Source organism: Streptomyces sp. NPDC002513, from assembly GCF_053595355.1.
Map to the genome: position 1 here is coordinate 53,929 of NZ_JBSFXK010000003.1, position 18,827 is coordinate 72,755.

The following is an 18,827-nucleotide window of genomic DNA, read 5'->3' on the forward strand; positions in this document are numbered from 1 at the left end:
GGTCCTGGTCGTTCGAGGGAGCCTTCCGTGAGCAAGCGAATGCGCTAGGGCCGCAGAGCCCCGCCTCCGCATCCCGTTTCGCCCTTCTTCACCCTTCACCCTTTCCTGTGCCGTTGACGCAGGCGCGCGTTCTGCGCGCCCTCCGGCACGGTGATCCCACCTGCCTTTCACGGGAGTGCACCCATGTCCGTCTCCACCCTTGCCGCCGACCCGTCCGTTTGTGCCCCGCTGCCCGTTCTGGGCAGGGATGTCAGCGTGCCGCTCGTCACGGGCGGCACCGTCACCTACGCCGCGCTCGACTACGCGGCCAGCGCCCCGGCGTTGCAGCGGGTGTGGGACGACGTGGCGGCGTACGCGCCGTACTACGGCAGCGTCCACCGCGGCGCCGGGTATCTGTCGCAGCTGTCCACCGACCTCTTCGAGAACGCCCGCCGGACCGTGGCCGCGTTCCTGGACTGCCGCGAGGCGGACCAGGTGATCTTCACCCGGTCCACCACCGACTCGCTCAACCTCCTGGCCGCCGCCCTGCCGGCCGGCTGCCAGGTCTTCGTCTTCGAGACCGAGCACCACGCCTCGCTGCTGCCCTGGCGCGACGCCCGGGTCACCGTCCTCGACGCCCCGCGCACCCCGCGGCAGGCCGTGCGGACCCTGGAGCGCGCCCTCGCGGACCGCGACTCCCGCGGACCGGCCCTCGTGTGTGTCACCGGCGCCTCCAACGTCACCGGTGAGTTGTGGCCCGTACGCGAGCTGGCGGCGGTCGCCCATGCGCAGGGCGCCCGTATCGTCCTGGACGCCGCCCAGCTCGCCCCGCACCACCCCGTGTCGGTCACGGACCTCGACGTGGACTGGGTCGCCTTCTCCGGCCACAAGCTGTACGCCCCCTTCGGCTCCGGCGTGCTGGCGGGCCGCGCCGACTGGCTGCGCGCGGCCGAGCCCTATCTCGCGGGCGGCGGCGCCAGCCGCCGGGTCACCCGGCGGACGGACGGGGGAGTGGACGTCGACTGGCACGAGACCGCCGCGCGGCACGAGGCCGGTTCGCCCAACGTGATCGGTGCCTACGCCATCGCCTCGGCCTGCAAGGCCCTCACCGAGGCGGGCTTCGACGCGCTCGTCGCCCGTGAGCAGCACCTCGTCCGCACGGTCAGGGAGGGACTCGCCGGGGTCCCGGAGGTCAAGGTGCTCTCCCTCTTCGGCGACGACGCGCCCCGCGTCGGTGTGATCTCGTTCGTCGTCGACGGCTGGAACAGTTCCCACTTCGCCGCCGCGCTCTCCGCGGAGTACGGCATCGGCGTCCGCGACGGCCTGTTCTGCGCCCATCCGCTGGTGCGCACCCTGCTGGGCGGCGACCCGGAGGCCCCGGGCGAGTGCGGTGCCCCCGAGGCCGCACCCGGCGAGCGGTCCCTGAACGCCATCCGCGTCAGCTTCGGCGCGGGCACGCCCGACGAGCATGTCGAGCGGTTCGTCCGGGCGGTCGCGGAGCTGGTCCGGCAGGGCGCGCGGTGGACCTACCGCACACAGGACGGGCGGTGCGTTCCGGCGGTCTGACGCCCCCGACCGATCGCCGAGCCCGGGTCCTGGTGCGCCGGCCGGAAGGGAGTCAGTTGTCGAGCCCGATCGCGAACGCCGCCTCCAGGTCGTGCTGGGAGTACGTGCGGAAGGCGACATGCGTATCCGTGCCCAGGACGCCCGGGATCTTGCTGATCCGGCCGGGGATGACGTCCGCCAGGTCGTCGTGGGCCCGCACCCGGACCATGGCGATGAGGTCGTAGGTGCCGGTGACGGAGAAGACCTCGCTGACGGAGTCCAGCGCGGCGATCGACTCGGCGATCTCGGGGATCCGGTCCACGCTGGTCTTGATGAGCACGATCGCAGTGATCACGGCTGGCTGTCTCCCTAGGTGCACGCTCGGACTGTCACTCTAAGACCTGCCCCACCGCTCACCAACAGACGCTGTCCCGGCAGCGTCGGCGGCCACCCGGCCGCGCCTCGGCGGCCCTCTTCGGCGGCTGGTTCGTCCGCCGGGGCGCTCGTGCCGGCCGGTGTGGCGGAGGAGGGGGCGAGGGGGACTCACGGACGCGCCGCCAGCACGGGCCTGCGCACCCAGGCGTAGAGGAAGCCCAGTGCGAACCCCACGACATGGGCGAGGTAGGCGACCCCGGGCCCCTGGGTGGCGCGGTCCGCCGCGATCCACTGCAGTGTCGCCCAGAAGGGCAGCACCACCCAGGCCGGAAAGCGCAGCGGCAGGAAGAAGAGGAACGGGAAGAGACTGGTCACCCTGGCCCCGGGGAACAGGAACAGAAACGCGCCGAGCACCGCGGAGATCGACCCCGAGGCCCCGACCAGCGTCTGCGTCGACTGCGCGTGGGCCGCCGCGTACCCGAGGAGCGCCAGATAGCCGCAGCCCCCGTAGAACAGGGCGAACTCCAGATGGCCCATCCGCTCCTCGGCCATCGCCCCGAAGACATAGAGGAACAGCATGTTGCCGAGCAGATGCACCCAGCTGCCGTGCACGAAGAGCGCCGTCGCGGGCGTGAGGGCGGCCCGTGGCGCCCCGCTGAACAGCTCCGCGGGCACCACGCCCCAGCGGGCGAAATAGGCCCGCTGGGCGGCGAGCAGCGCCTCGCCCCGGCCGTAGGAGGGGTTCAGGCCCGAGGCCGGCCCCAGGGCGAAGATCAGACAGCACAGGACGATCAGCCCGTACGTCATGGGCGCCGACTGTCCTCGCAGCGCCCTCCCGGCCGCCCTGCTCCAGGTGCTGATCATGGGACAGAGCATGGCGTAACCGGACTGATCCGCACAGAGTGCCTCGCCGCGTGAGACGGGCGGGCGGCGACTACCCGCCAGGCCGTAGGGTTACGAGCCACGCTCCAGGGAAACTGGCGCATCACGGAGACTGGAAGAAGGAAGAGAGCGTCCACGATGACGGTTCCCCTGCCGACCGAGACGACCCGCTGGCGCTGCACGCTCTGCGGCAACCTCACCCGGTTCGACGTGACCCGTTCGTCGAAGGTGGTCGAGTACGTGCATCTCGATCTGGCCGGGGAGCCGACGGTCGAGGAGCGCGAGGTGGTCAGTGAGACCATCGAGTCGGTGCGTTGCCGCTGGTGCAACGCCGTGGACCAGGTGGAGCTCGTGGACAGGCCGGGCGCCGGCTCCTGACGGAGGCGGCCTCGCACAGGCATTGGGGTGACGGATGGTGGAGACTTCGGGCGGGGAGCCGGTCGACGGCACCGCTGAGGTGCTCGACCGTCCGCTGCCCGACGGAGTGCGCCGTCGGGTCGTGCAGATCGTCGCGGACGGCTTCGGCGGGCTGACCCTGGCCGAACTGCCCGCACAGCTACGGCAGTACGCCCGGTTCGCCCCGAACCGTCGGGCCAAGTTCGCCGGCAACGCCATGGCGGCGGCCGTGGAGAGCGACACGCTGTTCCGGCAGCGCATCGCAGAGAAGCTCAGAGAGGCCCAGCCGGAACTCACCGGCGCCCTCGACTCCGGCTCGCCGCCCCCGGCCGCGGACCCGCTCGACGTGGCGGCCGCGGCCTATGTGCTGCGCCCGGCGGGCTGGGTGAAGCTGGTGACCGCCGCGGGCGAGGAAGCCCAGCGGGTGGACGCCGAGCGCGTCGACGAGGAGAACCGGGCCGAGCTGGAGCGGCTGCGTGAGGAACTGGGCGCCGCCCGCGCACAGACCCGCGCCGAGACCGATCGGCTGCGCGGGGAGCTGGAGTCGGTCCGCAAGGAAGCCGAATCGCTGCACCGGAAGCTGCGTGCGGCGCTCAGCGACGTCAAGCGCGGCGAGGCTGCCCTGCGCAAGGTCCAGGGCGAGGTCGAGGCCGTGCGCGCCGAGGGCCAGGCGCAGGTGTCCGTCGCGGAGAGCGAGACCCGGCGGCTCAAGGCGCGTCTCGGCGAGGCGGAGGCCGCCCTGGAGGCCACGCGCCGAGCGGTGCGCGAGGGGCGCAGCGTCGAGGACATGCGGGTCCGGCTGCTGCTCGACACCGTGCTGGACGCGGCCCAGGGGCTGCGGCGGGAGCTGGCGCTGCCGCCGGTCTCGGTGCGGCCCGCGGAGACCGTGGACGCGGTCGAACCGGGACGGATGACACCGAAGGACATCGCCGCCCGGGCGCTGTCCGAGAGCGATCCCGCCATCCTCGACCAACTGCTCGCGCTGCCGCAGGCGCATCTGGTCGTCGACGGCTACAACGTCACCAAGACCGGCTACCCGCAGATGCCGCTGGAGAAGCAGCGGCTCAGGCTCCTCGGGCAGCTCTCGCAGCTCGCCGCGCAGTCCGGCGCGGAGGTCACGTGCGTCTTCGACGGGGCCGAACTGGCCGCTCCCGTGCTGCTCGCGCCGCCGCGCGGCGTGCGGGTGCTGTTCTCCAAGGCGGGCGTCACCGCTGATGAGTTGATCCGTCAGCTGGTGCGCGCGGAGCCGCCGGGCCGGCCCGTCATCGTGGTCTCCACCGACCGTGAGGTGGCCGACGGGGTCGCCAGGGCGGGTGCCCGTCCCGTCGCGTCGGCGGTTCTGCTCAAGAGATTTTCCAGGGCATAACGGACTTCCGTGCCAGACTTGCCCGTTGTCCCGAACGTCCCATGGGTCGCCTACGCACCAAGCGCAACATCCATCGCGCATGCCCGAATTGGGGTGATCGTGACGCAACGTAGCGTCAAAGGCGTCTCACCCCACGTGAGTTCTGTGCAAAGAATGCATTGAGTGACGGGGATTTTTCCGCGCAGGATTTGAACTGATCACAACGAGGTCACTAGGGTCGGGCTTCGAACCTCCGCTCGGGTGATCACTCACATGGGGTGAGTGACGGCGGAGGGCACCGCCCGCCGGCGTGTCGGTAGGCGGCTGAAGGAAGAAGGAGATCGCCCCCGTGGCGTCCCACCGTCGACCCAAGCAGCCGAGCCGCGCACGTGTGACCGTGCTCACCACCGCCGCGGCCGCCGCCGTGGCGTTCAGCGCGCAGGCCGCCAACGCCGCCCCCAGCGAGAAGCCGAACAAGGACGAGGTCAAGTCCCAGGTCGACAAGCTCTACGGGGAGGCCGAGCAGGCCACCGAGGCCTTCAACGGCGCCAAGGAGAAGCAGGACAATCTGGAGAAGCAGATCTCCGACCTGCAGGACAAGGTCGCCCGGGGCCAGGACGAGTTGAACCAGCTCCGCGACGGCATCGGCACCATGGCCAGCGCCCAGTACCGCACCGGCAGCATCGACCCCTCCGTGCAGCTGTTCCTCTCCTCGAACCCGGACGACTACCTCGACAAGGCGTCCACGCTGGACCAGTTGAGCAGCCAGCAGGTCGAGGGGCTGAAGAAGATCCAGGAGAAGCAGCGCGAGCTGGCCCAGGAGCGCCAGGAGGCCACCGACAAGCTCAAGGACCTCGCGGCCACCCGGACCGAGCTGGGCAAGAAGAAGCAGGAAGTCCAGGGCAAGCTCGCCGCGGCGCAGAAGCTGCTCAACTCCCTGACCGCGCAGGAGAAGGCGCAGCTCGCCGCCGAGCAGAACCGGGCCAGCCGGGCCAGCGAGCGCAGCGTCCTCAGCGGCGACACCGGGTCCGCCTCCGGTCGGGCGGCCGCGGCGTTCGCCGCCGCCCAGTCCATGATCGGCAGGCCCTACCACTACGGCGCCACCGGCACGGCCACCTTCGACTGCTCGGGTCTGACCTCCTGGGCGTACGCGCAGGCAGGCGTCTCCATCCCGCGCACCTCGCAGGAGCAGGCCAACATAGGCACCCGGATCTACTCGGTGAACGACCTGAAGGTCGGCGACCTGGTCTTCTTCTTCAACGACATCCACCACGTGGGCCTCTACGCGGGCAACGGCCAGATCCTGCACGCCCCGCGCACCGGCACCGTCGTCCGCTACGAGTCGATGAGCACGGTCGGCGGACCCTTCATGTTCGGCGTCCGAGTCTGACCGGATCCCGAGTCTTGCCCGGCGTCCGAGGCTGACCGGATCCCCCGTCGTATTCGGCGTCCGAGTCCGACCGGATCCCCGGCGGACCGGGCGGCCACTCCGCCCGAACGGGCGAATTCCAGCGACGCCCGCTGACCCCGCACCCCGCCGATGACCTGCGTCAGCGGCGGGGTGCCGCGTTGTACGCCCGTCCCGCTCTCTTTGAACCGCACGTGATCACCCGGCTACTGTCTGCCGGGTTTTCCCCCGCCGCGCGGCGGGGGTCCGTCAGCGGAAGGGAGTGCGACCGGTCGTGGGGTCCCATCGCCGCCTTGCACCAACCGGGCTCGGCCGGGGCCATGGCGCCGCCATGCGTCCGGTGAGCCGAAGGGACACCGGGGCGGGCGCCCCGGCGCCGCACCAGGCTCTGAGGAGGACAGCCGCCGTGCTGTCGGCCGCCGCGGCGGCGGCAGCAGCCGCCACGGCGTTCGGTGCCGCACCCGCGGACGCCGCCCCGTCCCGTGACCTCCGGATCACGGTGGACCGGCTGTACCAGGAGGCCGAGCAGGCCACCGAGGCGTACAACAAGGCGGCCGAGCGGGCCGGTTCGCTGCGCCGGCAGGTCGGCCGGGAGCAGGACCGGATCGCCCGGCAGCAGGAGCGCGTCAACGCCCTGCGGGACGTGCTCGGTTCGCTCGCCGGGGCCCAGTACCGCTCCGGCGGCCTCGACTCCTCCCTCGGGCTGCTGCTGTCCGACGACCCCGGCGAGTACCTGGACCGGGCGGCCGTGCTCGACCGGATCGGCTCCCGCCAGGCCGGACAGCTCAGGGAACTCCAGGCGGCCCTGCGCGAGCTGGCCCAAGAACGCGCGGACACCACCGCTGAGCTGGCCGAGCTGGAGCGCGACCGCGTGGCCGTCGCCCGGCACAAGAGGACCGTCGAGCAAAAACTCGCCACCGCGCGACGGCTGCTCGACTCCCTGCCGCGCACCGCGCGCGCCGCCTACGACCGCGCGTCCCGCTCCGGCGGCGACGTGCCCGGCCTCACGGGCACCGGAGCGTCCGACGGCCGAGCGCCCGACGGCCGCGCGGCCGCCGCGGTCGCCGCGGCCCGCTCCGCCCTCGGCCGCCCGTATGTGTGGGGCGCCAGCGGACCGGTCGGCTTCGACTGTTCGGGCCTGATGCAGTGGGCGTACGCGCGGGCGGGCATCGGACTGCCGCGCACCTCGCAGGAGCAGCGGTACGCCGGCCACCGGGTGCCGCTCTCCGAGGCACGCCCGGGCGACCTGGTCGTCTACCGCTCCGACGCGAGCCATGTGGCCATGTACGTCGGCGGCGGCCAGGTCATCCACGCACCCCACCCGGGAGCCGCCGTCCGCTACGACCCGGTCGGGATGATGCCGATCTCCTCGGTCACCCGCCCCTGACCGCGACACCGGTACGGGGGGTGGCCGGCGCGTACGATCGGACGATGGCTGATCATGGGCGTGCGTCGGGGGCCGTGGCGTGTTGTGCGCTGCTGCTCGCCGGGCTCGTCGGCTGCGGCGGGCGGCCCGCGCCGGACTCCCAGACGGCCGCCGTGCAGCAGGTCCTCGACCGGCGGGCGGCCGCCGTCCTCGCCGGGAACCGGCCCGCTTTTCTCGCCACCGAGGCACCGGCCGCCGGCGCCGGGGCGGCGGAGTTCGACAATCTGCGTGCCGTCCCGCTGTCCGCGTGGTCGTACCGCGTCACGGCCCTGCGCCGCACCGGTGACCGGGCGAGTGCCGACGCCGAGCTGCGCTACCGCGTCAAGGGCTACGACCGGGCGCCGGTCACCGCCGCCCGGGTGCTGCGGCTGACCCGCACCGACGGCCGCTGGTACGTCAGCGCCGACGAGCCCGCGCGGAAGGCCGGCGAGCAGTTGTGGGAGCAGGGCGCCGTCGAGACCGTCCGCGGAACGCACAGCCTCGTCCTCGGCGTGGGGCAGCCCCGGGACGTCCTGCGGGCCTACGCCGACCTCGCGGACCGGTCGGTGCCCGCCGTCACCGACGCGTGGGGCGGGGACTGGGTGCGGCACGTCGTGGTGCTCGTACCGCGGTCGCTGGAGGGGATGGCGGGGCTGCTCGGCGCGCAGGCGTCCGGGTACCGTGGGATCGCCGCGGTCACCACCGGGGAGGCGGGAGGCACGGCGCGGGCGCCCGCGGACCGCATCATCGTCAACCCCGACGCGTACGACGTCCTCGGCGACCTGGGCAAGCAGGTCGTGCTCCGGCACGAGACCACCCATGTGGCCACCCGCGCTCACACCACGGCGGCCACGCCCCTGTGGCTGTCCGAGGGCTATGCCGACTGGGTCGGCTACCGCGGCAGCGGCCGCACTCCCGGAGAGGCGGCTCCCGAACTCGCCCGCTCGGTCGCGCGGGGACAGGTCCCGGCCGCGCTGCCCCGGGACGCGGACTTCGCCTTCTCCGGCGACGCGGACACGCTGGCGCGGGCCTACGAGGGCGGCTGGCTGGCCTGCCGGATGATCGCCGACCGCTGGGGAGAGGCCCGGCTGAACGCCTTCTACCGGGCGGTGGGCGACCACCGCACCCGCACCGGCGCGGTCGAAACCGCCTTGAAGCACACACTCGGCACGACCCCGGAGAGCTTCACCCGCCAGTGGCGGTCGTATCTGCGGTCCCAACTGGGCTGACCCGGGGCGCACGGCAGGGCGCCGAGTTCCGTCACGAGGGCGCCAGGGTCTCCTGGGTGCGAGGCGTTTGCGGGGGGACGGGGGGTGGAGGGACGGTGACCGTGGTGCGCCACAGTTCCCGGGCGGCCGTCACCGTGGCGAGCAGCAGCAGGCCGTTGCGGGCGAGGAGGAGGGCGACGCCCAGACGGTCGCTGGCGACGACGTTCGCGAAGTAGACGGGGAACTCCAGGACGGTGGCCAGGCAGGCGGCCAGGACCAGTCCGGCGGACAGGGTCATCCCGCTGCCGCGCCGGCACAGGCACACCGCCGCCAGCCCCACCAGCCACACCAGGTACTGGGGGCTGATCACCCGGCTGGTGACCGTGAACAGCAGCACCGCGACGAAGGCCGCGTCCGCGAGGGCGTGCGGCGGCAGACGGCGGGCGCGCACCCGCCACAGCAGCAGCCAGCCGAAGGCGATCACGGACAGGGCCAGGGCCGCCGCGCTGACCCAGTCCACGTACGGGCCGAGGAACTCCACCGAGCCGTAGTTGAGCAGTACCTGGCCCTGCCAGCCGAAGTGCCGGGCGACGTGGAAGACCAGCGAGCCCATCGACTCCACTTCGGTGCCGCGGCCGCGCTGGGCGGTCAGGAAGGAGAAGGCGCCGGGCGCCGTCAGGCCGGACAGCAGCGCCAGACCGCCGGCCGTCGCCGCGGCGAAGACCCAGGCCCGGCGGCTCGCGGCCCCCACCAGCAGCAGCGCCGGCCACACCTTCAGCAGGGCGCCGAGGCCCGCGAGCGCCCCCATCACCCGCGGCCGGCCCGCCCCCGCGAGCAGTGCCGCGACCGCCACCGCGGTCACCATCACGTCGTAGCGGGCGTAGACGGTCGGGCCGAGCAGGGCGACGCCGGCCGTCCACAGCCAGGCACCCCGCAGCGTCCTGCCGGGGCGTGTGCCCGCGTACCCGAGCAGGCCGAGGACCGCCAGGTCGGCGAGCAGGGCGAGGACGTAGAAGGCCTGCGCGTAGTCCAGGAAAGGCAGCAGCGCGGGGGAGAGGATCGCGAGCGCGGCGACGGGCGGGTACTGCCAGGTGACGTCGTCGCGCGGGAACGTGCCGGTGCGCAGGGTCTCGTACCACCCGTGGTAGATGACCGAGACGTCGGTGGTGACGTCCGGGCCGGGGAAGACGAGCACCCTGAGGACGAAGAGCAGCAGGACCACTCTGGTCAGGCCCCAGACGGCGAACAGCCAGACCGGGAACCTCCGTGTGCCCGCCATCTCCACCCGACCCCTGTTCCGGCGCGTCCCGCGTCGTCGTCGTCCTGAGGGGCCATGATTCCCCGCCGGACCGCGCGAGGGCCATGAAGCGCGGCCGTACGAAGCTGTGAGGACGGTCGCACACCGGGTTCGGTACTGTCGACGGCGATGCACAAGACCCTGATCGTGACCAACGACTTCCCGCCCCGTCCGGGCGGCATCCAGGCGTTCCTGCACAACATGGCGCTGCGTCTGGATCCCGAGCGCCTGGTCGTCTACGCCTCCACCTGGAAGCGCGGCCGCGAGGGCGCCGAGGCGACGGCCGCCTTCGACGCCGAACAGCCCTTCACCGTCGTACGGGACCGGACGACGATGCTGCTGCCGACGCCGGGCGCGACCCGGCGGGCCGTGGGGCTGCTGCGGGAGCACGGCTGTACGTCGGTGTGGTTCGGGGCGGCGGCACCGCTCGGCCTGATGGCGCCGGCGCTGCGCCGGGCCGGGGCGCGGCGCCTGGTGGCCACCACCCACGGCCATGAGGCGGGCTGGGCCCAGCTCCCCGCGGCACGCGACCTGGTGCGCCGGATCGGCGAGTCGACGGACACGATCACCTACCTCGGCGAGTACACCCGCTCGCGGATCGCCTCCGTCCTGACCCCGCAGGCGGCCGGGCGCATGGTGCAACTGCCCCCGGGGGTGGACGAGAAGACGTTCCATCCCGGCTCGGGCGGCGACGAGGTCCGCGACCGCCTCGGATTCACGGACCGCCCGGTGGTGGTCTGTGTCTCCCGGCTGGTCCCGCGCAAGGGCCAGGACACGCTGATCCGGGCGATGCCGCGGATCCTGGCCAAGGAGCCGGAGGCGGCCTTGCTGATCGTCGGGGGCGGGCCCTACGAGAAGGACCTGCGCAGACTCGCGCAGGAGACCGGGGTCGCCGGCGCCGTCCACTTCACCGGCGCCGTCCCGTGGTCCGAGCTGCCCGCGCACTACGGCGCCGGCGACGTGTTCGCGATGCCGTGCCGCACCCGCCGGGGCGGCCTGGACGTCGAGGGCCTCGGCATCGTGTACCTGGAGGCCTCCGCCACGGGCCTCCCGGTGGTCGCGGGCGACTCGGGCGGCGCCCCGGACGCGGTGCTCGACGGGGAGACCGGCTGGGTGGTGCGGGGCGGCTGTGCCGAGGAGACCGCGGACCGGATCATCACCCTCCTGGGCGACCCGGAGCTGCGCCGCCGCATGGGCGAGCGGGGGCGGCAGTGGGTGGCGGAGAAATGGCGCTGGGACCTCTTGGCGGAGAAGCTCGAAGCGTTGCTCTGAAGGGTGCCGCGCCCCAGAGCCTGCCGGAGCCGGTACCCCGGCAGGCAGCGTTCGCCCCGCCGCGGCCGCACCATCACCGCGCTCGCCGAACGCACCATGACGCGGGTCCTCGCCGAGGACACCGCGTCATGAGCTGACAGCCGGGGACCGCCGCCTTTGGCGGACGGCCTCTGCTTCCGGCAGACGGCCGCTATTTCCGGTAGAGGGCCTCGATCTCCTCCGCGAAGTCCTTCGCCACCACGGAGCGCCGGAGCTTCAGGGACGGCGTGAGGTGGCCCGACTCCTCGTCGAACTGGGAGGAGAGAATGCGGAACTTCCGCACCGATTCCGCCTTCGACACCGCGGCGTTGCCGTCGTCGACCGCTTCCTGGATCGCCGCGATCAGATCCGGGTCATCGCGCAGCGACGCCGCGGTGGAACCCGCCGGCTTGCCCTGCTCGGCGGCCCAGCGCGCCAGGAACTCCTCGTCGAGGGTGATCAGGGCGCCCACGAACGGCCGCCCGTCACCCACCACCATGCACTCCGCGACCAGCGCGTGCGCCCGGATGCGGTCCTCGATCACGGCCGGGGCGACGTTCTTGCCGCCCGCGGTGACGATGATCTCCTTCTTGCGGCCGGTGATCATCAGATAGCCGTCCTCGTCGAGGGTGCCGATGTCACCGGTGTGGAACCAGCCGTCGGCCAGCGCCTCCGCGGTCGCGGCCTCGTTGTTCCAGTACCCCCGGAACACGTGCTCGCCGTGCAGCAGCACCTCGCCGTCGTCCGCGATACGGATCACGGAGCCCGGCAGCGGCTGGCCGACCGTGCCGATCTTCTGCCGGTCCCAGGGGTTGAAGGCGGTGGCCGCGGTGGTCTCGGTCAGGCCGTAGCCCTCCAGGACCGTGAAGCCGATACCGCGGAAGAAGTGGCCGAGGCGCTCGCCGAGCGGGGCGCCGCCGGAGATGGCGTACTCGCCGCGGCCGCCCAGCACCGCGCGCAGCTTGCTGTAGACGAGCTTGTCGAACGTCTTGTGCTTGATCTTCAGGCCGAGCGACGGATCGGACGGGGCGTCCAGGGCGCGGCTGTACGCGATCGCCGTGTCCACCGCCTTGTCGAAGATCTTCCCCTTGCCGTCGGCCTGTGCCTTGGCCCGCGCCGAGTTGTAGACCTTCTCGAAGACGCGCGGCACACCGAGGATCAACGTCGGCCGGAACGCGGCGAGTTCGTCGGTGAGGTTCTTGATGTCCGGGACACAGCCGAGCTTGATGGGCGCCATCATGGGCGCGATCTGCACCAGACGCCCGAAGACGTGCGCGAGCGGCAGGAAGAGGAGGACGGAGCACTCGCCCGTACGGAAGAGCGGGCGCAGCCGCTCGACGATGTTGCCGCACTCGGCCAAGAAGTTGCGGTGCGTGAGCACACAGCCCTTGGGGCGCCCGGTGGTCCCGCTGGTGTAGACGATCGTCGCCGGGTCGTCGGCCTTGGCGAGCGAGCAGCGCTCCTCGACCGTCGCGTCGCTGACGTCCTTCCCGGCCCGCTCCAGCTCCTGAACGCCCCCGGCCTCGATCTGCCAGACGTGCTTGAGCGCGGGCAGCCGGTCGCGCACCGACTCGACGGCCGCGGCGTGCGTGTCCAGCTCCACGAGGCAGGCGGTCACGCCCGAGTCGCCGAGGATCCACTCCACCTGCTCCGGCGAGCTGGTCTCGTACACCGGCACGGTGACCGCCCCGGCACTCCAGATCGCGAAGTCCAGCAGGGTCCACTCGTAGCGGGTGCGGGACATGAGCCCCACCCGGTCGCCCGGCTGCACGCCGGAGGCGATGAGTCCCTTCGCCGCGCTGCGCACCTCGGTGAGGAAGGTGGCGGCGGTGACGTCCTGCCAGGCACCGCCCACCTTGCGGGCGATGACGGCGACGTCCGCGTGCTGCGCGGCGTTTCTGCGGACGATGTCGGTCAGATTGCCGTCCGCAGGGACCTCGTACAAAGCCGGAAGGCTGAACTCGCGCAAGACTGCTGCTCCTCATAGGGCGCCGACGACACGACGTTGTGTGCTGCGACGGTGCGGTCCAAGGCTCGGGCAGGTGCGCAGGGTTTCCCACGACAGTCGTTGGCTGAAACCCTGAGCACGACTGGACGGCCCGGACGTTACCCGCCGGTATGGCCTCCGGGACAGGGGGTCCGGACGAGATGTTCCGCGCGTCACACGCTTTGGCGTTCCTTCGCGCACAGTAGTCCACCCCCTTCCTGACTGGCCAGTAACCGCTGGTCCGGCCGCCACTGTTCACCTATGTCCCACACCCCTACGCTTGATCGTCATGACACCCACACCGGACGGCACTCCGCGGACGCGCGTTCACGTGGTCAGCGACGTGCACGGCAACGCGCGCGACCTGGCCAGAGCCGGCGACGGGGCCGACGCCCTCGTCTGTCTGGGGGATCTGGTCCTCTTTCTCGACTACGCCGACCACTCGCGCGGGATCTTCCCGGACCTGTTCGGCAAGGAGAACGCCGACCGGATCGTCGAGCTGCGCACCGCCCGCCGCTTCGAGGAGGCGCGCGCCTTCGGTGCCCGGCTGTGGGCCGGCGTGGGCGACGACCGCGCCGCGGCGATCGAGAGGGCGGTGCGCAGACAGTACGCCGAACTGTTCGCCGCCTTCCCGACCCCGACCTACGCCACCTACGGCAACGTCGACATGCCGACCCTGTGGCCCGAGTACGCCGGCCCGGGCACCACCGTGCTGGACGGCCAGCGGGTGGAGATCGGCGGCTGGACCTTCGGCTTCGTCGGCGGGGGCCTGCGCACCGCCATGCGGACCCCGTACGAGATCGGCGACGAGGAGTACGCGGCGAAGATCGAGGCGGTGGGGGAGGTGGACGTGCTGTGCACCCACATACCGCCGGAGGTGCCCGAGCTGGTCTACGACACGGTGGCGCGCCGCTTCGAGCGCGGCAGCCGGGCCCTGCTGGACGCGATCCGCCGCACGCGCCCCCGGTACTCGCTCTTCGGCCATGTCCACCAGCCGCTGACGAGCCGGATGCGGATCGGCGCGACGGAATGCGTGAACGTGGGGCATTTCGCGGGGAGCGGGAGACCCTGGGTGCTGGAGTGGTGACCCGCGGAACCCCCCCGGACCGCCCCGCGCGACGGGCCGGTGACCGAACCGCAGGCGGGGTGGTAGCGGTACGGCGCGTGCGCGGTAGCCTTCACGCTGCACACACGTGCGCACCGGCGCACCTCCCTCCCTCACGAACCTCATCTGGAGGAGCCACGGCGATGGCGGAACACACCAGCTCGAGCATCACGATCGAGGCGGCTCCGGCCGACGTCATGCGGGTGATCGCCGACTTCGCGCGCTATCCGGACTGGACGGGCGAGGTGAAGGAGGCGGAGGTGCTCGCCACGGACGCGCGGGGCCGTGCCGAGAAGGTGCACCTGGTCATGGACGCGGGCGCGATCAAGGACGACCAGACGCTGGCGTACACCTGGACGGGCGACAACGAGGTCTCCTGGACCCTGGTCAAGTCCCAGATGCTCCGCTCCCTCGACGGCTCGTACCTGCTCAAGCCGGCGGCCTCGGGCGGCACACAGGTCACGTACCGGCTGACCGTCGACGTCAAGATCCCGATGCTCGGCATGATCAAGCGCAAGGCGGAGAAGGTCATCATCGACCGGGCCCTGGCGGGGCTGAAGAAGCGGGTGGAGTCGGGCGAGGACGGGGAGTAGCTCCCGCCGGTGGCCGGTGCGCGGGTCGGGGGCGGCTGCGGTCGTCCGTGGCCGGTGCGCGGGTCCGGGGCGGCAGCCGCCGGACGGTGCCCGCCGCCCGGGCTCGCCGATGACCTGCTCAGCCCGGGGGCCGGGCACCGGTAGCGTTCACCCCCATGCGCACCATCCTGATCACCGGCCCCGGCGGCTCCGGCCGCACCACCGTCGCCGCGGCCACCGCGCTGGAAGCAGCCCGCCGGGGCACCCGCACCCTCCTCCTCGGCGCCGACCGCACCGACACCCTCGGTGCCGTGCTCGGGGTCCCCACCGGTGCCACCCCCGCCGAGGCCGCGCCCGGTCTCACCGCCTGGCGCCCGGACGCCGACGCCCGCTTCCGGGAGGACCTCGTCGCCTTCCAGGACCGCGCGGCCGGCGCCCTCGACCTGCTCGGCGCCGCCCGGCTGGACCCCGAGGAGGTCACCCCCCTGCCCGGCGCCGGGGAACTCGCCCTCCTGCGCGCCCTGCGCGACGCCGCCCTCGGCGACGCGTACGACCTCCTCGTCGTCGACCTGCCCCCGGCCCCGCAGGCACTCGCCCTGCTCGCGCTGCCCGGGGAACTCCGCCGCTATCTGCGCCGGCTGCTCCCGCCGGAGCGGCAGGCCGCCCGCGCCCTGCGCCCCGTCCTCGGCCGCCTCGCAGGCGTGCCGATGCCCGCCGAGTGGCTGTACGAGACCGCTGCCCGCTGGGACGTCGAACTGGCCGCCGTCGAGGCCGTCGTCGCCGACCGGGCCACGAGCGTATGGCTGGTCGCCGAGCCGGGCCCGGCCGGCGCCGACGCCGTCCGGTCCGCGGTCACCGGCCTCGCCCTGCACACCCTGCGTCCCGAGGTCCTGGTCGCGAGCCGGGTCCTGCCCGAGGACGCCCCCGACCCGTGGCTCGCCGGTCTCGTCGCCCAGCAGGGCAAGACCGTGGAGGAGTGGCGAAGCGTCTACGGCGTCCACGTCGTCCCCCACCTCGGCCGGGACCCGCGCGGTGCCGACGACCTCGCCGCGCTCGCCGCCCCCGCCGTCAATCCGGCGCCCGCCCCCGTCGAGTGGCCCGTGACGGACCGGCGCGCCGAGGACGGCGTGCTGGTATGGCACATCCCGCTGCCCGGCGCCATACGCGACGAACTGGACCTCGTCCGGCGCGGGGACGAACTGGTCGTGGCCGTGGGATCGTTCCGTCGCGTCGTCCCGCTGCCGTCGGTCCTGCGCCGCTGCGCCGTGTCCGGGGCCGCGCTGCGGGAGGGCGAGCTGCGCATCCGTTTCGCACCGGACCCGGAGCTGTGGCCGCGACGGGTCTGACCGGGACCGTTTCCGGGCGCCCGGAAACGAGTCCCCGCGCACGGTGAACCGCGTACCCCCGTTCGGGTACCGTCGGAGGTACGAACCGCCAGTCAGGAGTCCGCCATGAGCGAAGAGCGCCCCCCGTCCGACGCCGCTCAGGACGAGACAGCCGACGGCAGGGCCACCCCCTCTTCGAGCGGAGCCGAGGGCTCGGCGAAGTCCGAGGGCCCGGGGAAGTCCGAGGGCTTCGGGAAGACCGAGGGCTCGGGGGAGCCGGCGGCTGACGCCGACACTGACGCCGACGCCTGGGCCAAGGCGTGTGCCGAGGACCTCGCCGAGGAGCGGGCCCGCCGCCGTGCCCGGTACGGACCGCCGCCCGGCTCGGCCGCCGAGGAGCTGCGCAAGTTCGTCGACGCCGTCGCGGACAAGCTGTCCGAGCTGCCGACGCCGCTGTTCGGTGCCGCGGCCTCGGGTCCGGCCCAGCAGATGGTCCAGCAGGTGGTGCGGCAGGCCAAGGCCGCCGTGGAACCGGTGATAGAGCGCAACCCGGACGTCTTCGACCATCTCGCCGCGGCCGGTTCGGAGCTGCTCGCGGCCTACCGGTCCGCTGTCGAGGCCCAGGAGCGGCGCTGGACGGGCCGCACCTCCGGGGACGCCGACCCCCGCCGCGGGGGCGGGGAACAGGGGCCGGGAGAGCGCATCGACCTGGACTAGACCACGGGGCGAGGGGCCGCCCCTCGGGTACGGTGGGCCGTAGCGGGGCTCGACCGAAACTGAGGGATTCATGGGACTCACCATCGGCGTCGACATCGGCGGTACGAAGATCGCGGCCGGTGTGGTCGACGAGGAAGGCAACATCCTCTCGACCTACAAGGTGCCGACTCCGGGCACGCCCGACGCCATCGTGGACGCCATTGCCGCTGCCGTCGAGGGCGCCCGTGCCGGGCACGAGATCGTCGGCGTGGGCATCGGAGCCGCCGGCTACGTCAACCGCCAGCGTTCCACGGTCTACTTCGCGCCGAACATCGACTGGCGCCAGGAGCCGCTGAAGGAGAAGGTCGAGGCCCGCGTGGGCCTCCCGGTGGTCGTCGAGAACGACGCGAACGCGGCCGCCTGGGGCGAGTACAAGTTCGGTGCGGGCAAGGGGCACCGCAACGTCATCTGCATCACGCTCGGTACCGGCCTCGGCGGCGGCATCATCATCGGCAACAAGCTCCGCCGCGGCCACTTCGGCGTGGCCGCCGAGTTCGGCCACATCCGGATGGTCCCGGACGGCCTGCTGTGCGGCTGCGGTTCGCAGGGCTGCTGGGAGCAGTACGCCTCCGGCCGCGCCCTCGTGCGGTACGCCAAGCAGCGCGCCAACGCCAGCCCCGAGAGCGCCGAGCTGCTGCTCTCGCTCGGTGACGGCACCCCCGAGGGCATCGAGGGCAAGCACATCTCCATGGCCGCCCGCCAGGGCGACCCGGTGGCCATCGACTCCTACCGCGAGCTGGCCCGTTGGGCCGGTGCCGGCCTCGCCGACCTGGCCTCGCTGTTCGACCCCTCCGCCTTCATCGTCGGCGGCGGCCTCTCGGACGAGGGCGAGCTGGTCCTCGACCCGATCCGCAAGTCGTACCGGCGCTGGCTGGTCGGCGGCAACTGGCGCCCGGTCGCCGACGTGATCGCCGCGCAGCTCGGCAACAAGGCGGGTCTGGTCGGCGCCGCGGACCTGGCCCGCCAGCCTGATCCGATCATGTGAGCCGAGCCGGGGCGGAAGCGACCGCCGCAGGGGCTTTCCCCGCGGCGGTCCGCTTTCGCCCCGTACGCGCGGTCCCCGTCCCGCCCCCCCGTCCCGCACACGACGCCACCACCGATCCTCGCCCGGGCGTATCTTGATCAGCATGGCGACGACCCTCACGCTGCCCAACTCCCGCACCGAGCCCGACGGTTCGGCCGTCATCCGCGTCCTCAGCTACAACATCCGCTCGATGCGCGACGACACCGACGCGCTCGCCCGGGTGATCAGCGCCTGCGCGCCCGACCTGGTCCTCGTCCAGGAGGCGCCCCGCTTCTTCCGCTGGCGCAAGAAGCTCGCCCGGCTGGCGGCGGCCTCGAACCTCGTGGTCCTCTCGGGCGGCGCCACCGCCGCCGGCCCGGCTCTGCTGTGCTCGCTCCGCGCCACGGTCGAGCGCACCGAGGACGTGCTGCTGCCGCTCACCCCCGGACTGCACCGGCGGGGCCTGGCGACGGCGGTCGTGCGGTTCGGCGGTGCCCGGCTCGGTGTCATCAGCTGCCATCTGAGCCTGCAGCAGGACGAGCGGTACACGCAGGGCGGCATGCTGCTCGAGCGGCTAGCCGGTCTCGGCACCGCGCACGCGGTCGTCGGCGGCGACCTCAACGAACGGCCGGACGGTCCCGCCTTCGCGCGCCTGGCCGCCGAACTCCAGGACGGCTGGGCCACCGCCCCCTGGGGCGCCGAGCACACTTGGACGCCGTCCGATCCCTACCAGCGCATCGACGCGATCTTCGCCACGGGCGGCGTCGAGGTCCTCGGCTGCGGCGTCCCTCTCCCACTCTCGGCTTCGCTCGAGCGGGGGGACCCCCATGGCCGTCCGGGGGTGACGGAGTCAGACCTGAGGGCGGCCACGGACCATCTTCCGGTTCTGGCCGCCCTCAGGGTTCCCGCGTCGCGGGAGGGCGCGTCCGCGTCGTAGCCGGCGCGTCAT

At 72.9% G+C, this 18,827-nt stretch carries 17 protein-coding genes; 13 read left to right on the top strand and 4 right to left on the bottom strand.

Going from position 1 to position 18,827, the window contains the following annotated elements; translation table 11 throughout:
* Positions 1–183 precede the first annotated feature (183 nt).
* Entirely contained in the window at positions 184–1,545 is a 1,362-nt protein-coding gene (locus ACWD5Q_RS03020) for an aminotransferase class V-fold PLP-dependent enzyme (protein WP_451425238.1), read from the top strand.
* Positions 1,546–1,597: 52 nt separating this feature from the next.
* Here the strand turns inward: ACWD5Q_RS03020 and ACWD5Q_RS03025 are convergent, their stop codons facing one another.
* Entirely contained in the window at positions 1,598–1,879 is a 282-nt protein-coding gene (locus tag ACWD5Q_RS03025; RefSeq protein ID WP_402418093.1) for an Lrp/AsnC family transcriptional regulator, read from the bottom strand.
* 188 nt (positions 1,880–2,067) lie between these two features.
* Positions 2,068–2,763: a rhomboid family intramembrane serine protease gene (locus ACWD5Q_RS03030; protein ID WP_451425239.1), complete on the bottom strand. Its 696-nt coding sequence runs from the start codon at positions 2,761–2,763 to the stop codon at positions 2,068–2,070.
* Between the two features lie 156 nt (positions 2,764–2,919).
* Between ACWD5Q_RS03030 and ACWD5Q_RS03035 the strand changes: the two genes are divergently transcribed.
* From ACWD5Q_RS03035 to ACWD5Q_RS03055, 5 genes are all read left to right on the top strand, one after another.
* Positions 2,920–3,159, top strand: a complete 240-nt coding sequence (locus ACWD5Q_RS03035) for a hypothetical protein (RefSeq protein ID WP_451425240.1) — start codon at positions 2,920–2,922, stop codon at positions 3,157–3,159.
* 34 nt (positions 3,160–3,193) lie between these two features.
* Positions 3,194–4,543, top strand: a complete 1,350-nt coding sequence (locus ACWD5Q_RS03040; RefSeq protein ID WP_451425241.1) for an NYN domain-containing protein — start codon at positions 3,194–3,196, stop codon at positions 4,541–4,543.
* A gap of 328 nt (positions 4,544–4,871) precedes the next feature.
* Positions 4,872–5,912 (top strand): NlpC/P60 family protein, encoded by a 1,041-nt coding sequence (locus tag ACWD5Q_RS03045; protein WP_451425242.1) that lies wholly within the window; start codon positions 4,872–4,874, stop codon positions 5,910–5,912.
* A 292-nt stretch (positions 5,913–6,204) separates the two neighbouring features.
* Positions 6,205–7,317 (top strand): NlpC/P60 family protein, encoded by a 1,113-nt coding sequence (locus tag ACWD5Q_RS03050; RefSeq protein ID WP_451425243.1) that lies wholly within the window; start codon positions 6,205–6,207, stop codon positions 7,315–7,317.
* 44 nt (positions 7,318–7,361) lie between these two features.
* The gene (locus ACWD5Q_RS03055; protein WP_451425244.1) at positions 7,362–8,564 is read left to right on the top strand and encodes a hypothetical protein; all 1,203 of its coding nucleotides are present in this window, start codon (positions 7,362–7,364) and stop codon (positions 8,562–8,564) included.
* Positions 8,565–8,595: 31 nt separating this feature from the next.
* Here the strand turns inward: ACWD5Q_RS03055 and ACWD5Q_RS03060 are convergent, their stop codons facing one another.
* Positions 8,596–9,828, bottom strand: coding sequence for a glycosyltransferase 87 family protein (locus tag ACWD5Q_RS03060; RefSeq protein ID WP_451425245.1), 1,233 nt, complete (start codon positions 9,826–9,828; stop codon positions 8,596–8,598).
* Positions 9,829–9,969: 141 nt separating this feature from the next.
* Between ACWD5Q_RS03060 and ACWD5Q_RS03065 the strand changes: the two genes are divergently transcribed.
* Positions 9,970–11,112 (top strand): glycosyltransferase family 4 protein, encoded by a 1,143-nt coding sequence (locus ACWD5Q_RS03065; protein WP_451425246.1) that lies wholly within the window; start codon positions 9,970–9,972, stop codon positions 11,110–11,112.
* Positions 11,113–11,302: 190 nt separating this feature from the next.
* On the opposite strand, the gene ACWD5Q_RS03070 is transcribed toward ACWD5Q_RS03065, so the two are convergent.
* Entirely contained in the window at positions 11,303–13,099 is a 1,797-nt protein-coding gene (locus ACWD5Q_RS03070; protein ID WP_451425247.1) for an AMP-dependent synthetase/ligase, read from the bottom strand.
* Positions 13,100–13,406: 307 nt separating this feature from the next.
* On the opposite strand from ACWD5Q_RS03070, the gene ACWD5Q_RS03075 reads away from it, so the two are divergent.
* The 6 genes from ACWD5Q_RS03075 (at position 13,407) to ACWD5Q_RS03100 (ending at position 18,815) form a co-directional block, all read left to right on the top strand.
* Complete coding sequence (locus ACWD5Q_RS03075; RefSeq protein ID WP_451425248.1) at positions 13,407–14,204, top strand: metallophosphoesterase family protein; 798 nt, start codon at positions 13,407–13,409, stop codon at positions 14,202–14,204.
* Between the two features lie 161 nt (positions 14,205–14,365).
* The gene (locus tag ACWD5Q_RS03080) at positions 14,366–14,815 is read left to right on the top strand and encodes an SRPBCC family protein (protein ID WP_451425249.1); all 450 of its coding nucleotides are present in this window, start codon (positions 14,366–14,368) and stop codon (positions 14,813–14,815) included.
* 155 nt (positions 14,816–14,970) lie between these two features.
* Entirely contained in the window at positions 14,971–16,140 is a 1,170-nt protein-coding gene (locus ACWD5Q_RS03085) for an ArsA family ATPase (RefSeq protein WP_451425250.1), read from the top strand.
* A 105-nt stretch (positions 16,141–16,245) separates the two neighbouring features.
* Positions 16,246–16,836 (top strand): DUF5304 domain-containing protein, encoded by a 591-nt coding sequence (locus tag ACWD5Q_RS03090; RefSeq protein ID WP_451425251.1) that lies wholly within the window; start codon positions 16,246–16,248, stop codon positions 16,834–16,836.
* Between the two features lie 70 nt (positions 16,837–16,906).
* A complete protein-coding gene (locus ACWD5Q_RS03095; protein WP_451425252.1) occupies positions 16,907–17,860 on the top strand; it encodes an ROK family glucokinase in 954 nt (317 codons plus the stop codon).
* 142 nt (positions 17,861–18,002) lie between these two features.
* On the top strand, positions 18,003–18,815 hold the full coding sequence (locus ACWD5Q_RS03100) for an endonuclease/exonuclease/phosphatase family protein (protein ID WP_451425253.1): 813 nt from the start codon (positions 18,003–18,005) through the stop codon (positions 18,813–18,815).
* Positions 18,816–18,827 lie beyond the last annotated feature (12 nt).